Raw genomic sequence first — 7,032 nt, forward strand, 5'->3', positions numbered from 1 at the left:
GAATCTTCATATGTTTAATAAAAAATTAATGACAATTCCCGGTATCAAAAAACTAATTATTAAAATTAGCATATTAGCAGTCATTCAGTCATTCTCAATTATTGCTGAAGCATGGTTCTTATCCAGCGCTTTAGTAAATGCCTGGATGCTTAAAAAAGTAACAGCATCGATTTATCCAATGCTGTTCTTTTTTATTGCTTTCATAATTAGATATTTGATCACTAGAATTGAAAATCAAATTACTGATAATTTTTCCGACAAAGCTAGTAATGATTTCAAAAAAGCCTTATTAGAAAAGACTTTTGAACTAGGTCCACAATCAGTTGCCAAATTAGGTTCTGGACAATTAATTACCATTGCACTTGAAGGAATTGACCAAATTAAGAACTATTTAAATCTAATTATTTTGAAAACATTAAATTTAGCAATTATTCCATGGATCATTTTAGTAGCTGTTTTCTTTGTGAATGCTTTATCTGGATTAGTTCTTTTATTAGTATTCCCAATCATCATCTACTTTATGATTATTTTAGGAATTGCTGCTCGTAAAAAATCAGATCAACAATATTTAAATTTTTCCAAAATGTCTAATAATTTTATTAATACCCTCCGTGGTTTAAAAACACTAAAATTATTTGGTTTAAGTAAGCTTTATGGGAAAAATATTTTTCGTGTTTCAGAAAATTATCGTAAATCGACCTTAGAAGTTTTAAAAATTGCTTTATTATCTACTTTTACATTAGATTTTATGACTACTATTTCCATTGCAATTGTTGCGGTCATTTTAGGAGTTAGATTAATTAATGGTTCTGTATTATTATTCCCTGCACTATTTGCATTAATTACTGCTCCTGATTACTTCTTACCATTAAGAGATTATGGAAATGACTATCATGCCACTTTAGATGGTAAGAATGCTTTAGATCATCTAATCAGTATTTTAGATACTCAATCTCCTAAGGCACAAAAAGAATTAAAACAATTCAAAACTTGGAATCAAGAATCAACCCTAAAAGCTGATCATTTATCTTTTCAATATGATAAGGATAGTGATAAAGGTATAAAAGATGTTTCATTTAACTTTACTGGTCATTTGAAGGTTGGAATTGTTGGCCAATCTGGTTCTGGTAAATCCACCATGTTGAACTTATTAGGTGGTTGGCTACAACCAGAAGATAAAACTAACTTTAAAATTAATGGTGAAAAAACTGATAGTTTAGCGCAATTTGCTTGGCAAAAACACCTTAGTTACATTCCACAAAATCCCTACCTATTTTCTGGAACAATTGCTGAAAATATCGCTTTTTATGCTCCTAATGCTAATACCGATGATATTAAAAAAGCTGCTCAAAGCGCCGGTCTTGAAGAATTTATTAATTCATTAAAAGATGGTATGAATACTATCATTGGTCGTGGTGGCCGTGGAGTTTCTGGTGGTCAAGCCCAAAGAATCGCTTTAGCTAGAGTCTTATTAGACCAACGTGAAATTATTCTTCTAGATGAACCAACTGCACATTTAGATATCGAAACTGAATATGAATTAAAACAAACCATGTTACCAATTTTCAAAGATCATTTAGTAATCTTCGCTACTCATCGTCTCCACTGGATGAACGAGATGGATTATATTTTGGTAATGGAAAACGGTAAGTTAGTTGAACAAGGTAACCCTAAAGAGTTATTAAAACAATCAGGTAAATATCGCCAATTAGTTGATGAAATTAGAGGTGAAGATAATAATGCGTAATTTTTTTAATAAAGATACATGGATTAAGCCATATTTAAAAAAGGACAAAAAATTATTGTTCACTGCTTTTGGTCTGGGAATTGTTACCATCATTTGTTCAATTGGTTTAATGTTCGTTGCTGGTTATTTAATCAGTCGTTCGGCAACTAGGCCATACAATATATTAATTGTTTATATTCCAGTTATTTTAGCGCAAGCATTTGGAACTGGACGTCCAGTCTTTCAATATTTAGAACAATTAACCTCGCATAATTGGGTATTAGGGGTTGTTTCTAAACTACGTCAACGTTTATATATGACATTAGAAAAAGGTGCTGACTTTGTTGGCGAACGTTTTAAATTAGGTAATTTGTTAGGTGTCTTATCCGATGATTTAGAACATCTAGAAGATCTATATTTAAAAACCATCTTTCCAATTATTACCTCATATATAACCGGAATTATTATCATCATTTTATTAGGCATCGTTAGTATTCCCTATGCATTATTCATGTTTGTTTGCTTCGCAGTCATCCTATTAGTAATGCCTATCATTTCAGTCATTATTTTTGGTAAAGCTAAAAAATATGAAAAAGATTTAGTCGCTAATAATTATCAAAACTTAACTGATGCTACTTTAGGAGTTACCGATTGGATGATTTCTGGACGTAAAAAAGATTTTATTGGTGAAGGAACTAAGAACGATAAAAGATTAGCGCAATCACGCAATAAAGTCGATCATTTCGAATGGAATCGTGACTTCGCATTACGTGGGATGATTGGCATTATCATTGTTGGGTCCATCATTTGGGGTAATATATATCTAAATGATTCTCAATCAATTTCTAATTATATTGCTGCCTTTGTTTTAGGAGTTTTCCCATTACTAGATACATTTATCCCTGTATCACAGGCTATGGAAAATTGGCCTATTTATAAAGAATCAGTAAATCGTTTAAATAACTTATCTAATACGTTGGATAAAGAAGAAATTGATACTACAGAAAAGAATTTTGATCCTAACAAAATTAATAGTATTAGTATGAATGATGTTTCATTTAAATATGATGACGATAATTCAGCTATTTTAAATAATATTTCATTGAATGTTAAACAAGGCCAAAAATTAGCCATCATTGGTCCAAGTGGTGTGGGTAAAACTACGCTACTTCAACTATTACTTGGTAGTATCAACCCCACTAAAGGTGAAGTTAAAATAAATAATGTTAAAGTTACTGATTTACAAAACAATCGTTCCAATATTTTTAGTGTTTTAGATCAACAACCTTTCTTATTTGATACTACGATCATCAATAATGTGATGATTGGAAATGAACAAGCTACTTTTGCAGAAGCTAAACAAGCTTTATCTGAAGTTGGTTTAGCAGATTATATTGAAACTCTGCCTAAAAAATATGATACTGATATTGATGAAAGTGGAATCAAATTATCTGGTGGTCAACGTCAACGTTTAGCGATTGCTAGAGTTCTGTTGCAAGATAATCCAATTGTATTATTAGACGAACCAACGGTTGGATTAGACCCAATTACTGAAAATAATTTGATAAACACTTTAAATCAGGTATTAAAGAACAAAACCATTATTTGGGTAACTCATCACTTGCAAGGCTTATCTACTATGGATGAAGTTATTTTCTTACAAAAAGGAACCATCCAAATGGATGGCTCCCCTAGTGAGTTATATAAGAATAATGAAAAATACCGTAAACTTTATCAAATGGATCAAGGAATTGAAAATTAATTAAACAACTTATTAACCAATTTCAATAATACCTTTCTAGCATTATTATTTGGTAGTTGATCAATCATTTTTTCAATTGATTGATGATAAGCATCCATTTTGTCATGCGTTTTATCTAAAGATCCACTTTCTTTTACAATAGCTTTAACTTTAATTAGATCAGCTCGTTTGAGCTGATCTTTTTTATTTAGAATAGTAAGTAGTTCATCATGATAAGCAGTCTGCATTGCATATATGACCGGCAATGTATAAACACCATCTAAGATATCATTTAAGATTGGCTTACCAGCCTCTTCTTCTGTGTCTTCAAAATCAATTAAGTCATCACGCAGTTGAAATGCAATCCCAAATTCTGACCCAATCTGTTCAGATAACTTAATAATATTGTCATCGGCTTTAGAAATAATTGCTCCATTACCAGCTGCAATTTTGAATAAATCAGCAGTTTTACCTTGCACAGCTGCTAAATATTGTTCTTCATTTCTTTTCGAATCAAATTTAGTTTCATTTTGACGTAACTCACCATCAATAATGCCTTCAATTCCACTGACATTATATTTAATATCTGCCTTACTAGGCAAAGTATCTAAGACTAAATGGAAATACTTAACAAATAAATAATCACCTAAATAAATGGAAGTCCGTTCACCAAAATTGTAGTTCAAACTAGTAACACCACGACGTAAATCTGATTTATCAATAACATCGTCATGTACTAATGATGCCAAGTGAATTAACTCAACTGAAGCCGCCACTTTTTCAAAGTAATCATTTTCATCTTTTTTTGTACCAAATTCTGTAAATAACATTAAGAAAGCAGCACGTAACATCTTGCCACTACCATTAATTAATTCATTAATGCTTTTCTTAAAATCATCATCATTAATTTGCACTTGCTGTTTCATGATATTTTCTATAGTTTTCAACCTTTGTTCTAACTCAGGTCTTTGTTTCCATAATCGAAGATCCATAAAATACCCCTATTTCAAAACTCGTTTATTATATTTCACAATTTTACAACTTTTATAGATGCATATCCAGTAATCAATTATTTAGCAAGCAAATATTAAAAAAATCGCAATCATTAAGCCAATTAACTATACGTTTTTACAAAAAATAGTTAGAATGTTTATTGTACGATGTATTTTTATACAAAAAAATCGAAAAGGAATGATTTAAATGCGAATCGGAGTTACCGCAGACATTATTTTAAGTCAAAATCAAACTTTCAGACAACGTGAAGGTCATTTTGCACAACGTACATTAATGAATTGCCTTTTGGCTAATAATATAACTCCAGTGATTTTGCCTGTTGCTAAACAAGAGATGGCAGCTGACTTATTAGAAACAGTTGATGGAGTAATATTAACTGGTGGACCAGATGTATTACCTGAATTCTATGGTGAAGAACCAATTAGAGAAATTGGTACTACATATGAACCCCGTGATCAATTTGAACTGGCTTTAGTCAAACAAGCAATTCAAATGAAAAAACCAATTTTGGCAATTTGCCGCGGACTACAAGTTGTTAATGTTGCTTTAGGTGGAACTTTATATCAAGATATTGATACTCAATTTGAACCTAAAGATAATATGAGAATTTTACAACATTCCCAAAAAGCAATTGGATATGCTCCTGTTCATCATATTAACATCAATGGTGATTCAGCATTAGCAAAAACTTTTGGTAGTCGTGCATTTGTTAATTCCTTCCATCATGAAGCAGCCAAAGATGTTGCGCCTAGCTTGAAAGTTGTTGCTAGCGCCGATGATGGAATGATTGAAGGCCTTGAAAATGACGACAAGTCCATTCAATGTGTTCAATGGCATCCCGAAAATATGTGGGATCACTACGAAGATGAAAACCAACTGTTTGTTGATTTCTTCAATCGTATTCATACAAAATAAGGAGTGATATTTAATGCCCGATACGAAAAAGAAATTAAGTTTCTTTAGTATTGTTCTTTTAGGAATCAATGCCATTATTGGTTCCGGAATCTTTTTATTACCTACAGCTGGAATGAAAATCTTTGGTCCAGCTAGTATTTTAGTTTTAGTTTTTGATGCATTTTTAGCCTTTATGATTGGTTTATGTTTTGCTGAATGTTCCGGATTGTTTGATGAATCTGGTGGTGCATATATTTATGCTAAACATGCCTTTGGTAATTTTATTGGTTATGAAGTTGGAATTGCTGCTTGGGCTGTTAGAATTATTGCTGAAGCAACTATGTATGTCGCTTTCGCAACTGCTTTAGGTGGTTTTTTCCCTGCTTTAAATACTTCTTTAGCTAAAAATATTATCGTTACAATCATGGCAGTGGGATTAATGATTTTAAACTTATCAGGAATTGAAGCAGCCTCTGTTTTCAGTAATATTATTACTGTTGGAAAGTTATTACCAATCTTTTTAATTATTATTATTGGTTTATTCTTTATTCATCCTGGTAACTTTACTCCATTCTTCGTGCCATCATTAACTCATGCATCAAACTTCTCTGATGCCACTTTAACCATGTTTTATATTTTTACTGGGGTTGAAGGATTAGTTGTTACTGCCGGTGAAATGAGTAATGTTAAGAAGAATTTACCACGTGCAATCATGGTTGTATTATCAGTGGTAACTATCATCTACATCCTAATTATGGCTGTATGTATTGGTGTTTTGGGACCTAAATTAACTCAAACTTCAGTGCCATTACAAGCTGCTTTGACTGCTATGATTGGTAAAGTTGGTAGTTACATTGTTGTTGCAGGATCAGTACTATCAATTGGTGGTATTTGTATTGCATCTTCATTTATTACACCACGTTCAACCGAAGCCCTTGCAGACAATGGCATTTTACCTAAAGCATTTAGTAAGAAAAATCGTAAAAATGCTCCTTACATTTCAATTATTGTAAATGCTATTTTAATTTTAGCTTTATCATATTCAGGAACATTTACTTATCTAGCACAAATTAGCGCCATTTCAAGATTTGCTCAATTTATTCCTACTATTATTGCTGTTATGGTATTTAGAAAGACAATGAAAAATCAACCTAGAGCCTTTAAATTACCTTTAGGTTACACCATTCCAATCATTGCTTTAGCAATATCATTATGGTTAATCTTTAATACTAAGGTTAACTTATTAATATTTGGTTTTGGAGCTTTAGTAATTGCTTTACCTTTCTACTTCTTAACTCGTGGCTTTCGCGAAAGAAAAATGAATTAAAATAATAAAAAAACTCGAACTTTAACAGTTCTGAAGTGAACCCCTAAAGTGAAACAACACTTTAGGGGTTTTTGTATGGCAAAATTTAGTTTTGAGTTAAAGAAAAAAATAGTTAAAGAATATTTTTCTGCAGGAATTGGTTCTACTAGTCTTGCTAAAAAATATAATATTAAAAGTAGAACAACTATTTTAAATTGGATTCATATGTATAATGCCTTCGGCATTAAAGGCTTGATTGTAAGAAAACCAATTAAAGTATATTCTGGAAATTATAAACGAAAAGTGCTGCATTGGATGCACACTAACCACAGTTCGTATCCAGAAACAGCA

At 31.4% G+C, this 7,032-nt stretch carries 6 protein-coding genes; 5 read left to right on the top strand and 1 reads right to left on the bottom strand.

The annotated features are described in order from the left end of the window. The first annotated feature begins 10 nt into the window (after positions 1-10). Both cydD and cydC read left to right on the top strand, forming a co-directional pair. Complete coding sequence (cydD, locus tag DY123_RS06320; protein WP_140934590.1) at positions 11-1,747, top strand: thiol reductant ABC exporter subunit CydD; 1,737 nt, start codon at positions 11-13, stop codon at positions 1,745-1,747. Further along, the gene (cydC, locus tag DY123_RS06325; protein ID WP_140934589.1) at positions 1,740-3,488 is read left to right on the top strand and encodes a thiol reductant ABC exporter subunit CydC; all 1,749 of its coding nucleotides are present in this window, start codon (positions 1,740-1,742) and stop codon (positions 3,486-3,488) included. The genes cydD and cydC overlap by 8 nt, the downstream gene beginning before the upstream one ends. Here the strand turns inward: cydC and DY123_RS06330 are convergent. Then, positions 3,485-4,459 (bottom strand): polyprenyl synthetase family protein, encoded by a 975-nt coding sequence (locus tag DY123_RS06330; RefSeq protein ID WP_140934588.1) that lies wholly within the window; start codon positions 4,457-4,459, stop codon positions 3,485-3,487. The genes cydC and DY123_RS06330 overlap by 4 nt on opposite strands. A 208-nt stretch (positions 4,460-4,667) precedes the next feature. Between DY123_RS06330 and DY123_RS06335 the strand changes: the two genes are divergently transcribed. The 3 genes from DY123_RS06335 to DY123_RS06345 all read left to right on the top strand — a co-directional run. Further along, complete coding sequence (locus tag DY123_RS06335) at positions 4,668-5,396, top strand: gamma-glutamyl-gamma-aminobutyrate hydrolase family protein (protein WP_140934587.1); 729 nt, start codon at positions 4,668-4,670, stop codon at positions 5,394-5,396. Between the two features lie 13 nt (positions 5,397-5,409). Beyond that, positions 5,410-6,702 (top strand): APC family permease, encoded by a 1,293-nt coding sequence (locus DY123_RS06340; RefSeq protein ID WP_140934586.1) that lies wholly within the window; start codon positions 5,410-5,412, stop codon positions 6,700-6,702. 75 nt (positions 6,703-6,777) lie between these two features. Next, positions 6,778-7,032: helix-turn-helix domain-containing protein (locus tag DY123_RS06345; protein WP_140925172.1), on the top strand; the 255-nt coding region annotated here is incomplete at its 3' end.

It is taken from the genome of Apilactobacillus micheneri (assembly GCF_006493595.1).
Classification (GTDB): domain Bacteria; phylum Bacillota; class Bacilli; order Lactobacillales; family Lactobacillaceae; genus Apilactobacillus; species Apilactobacillus micheneri.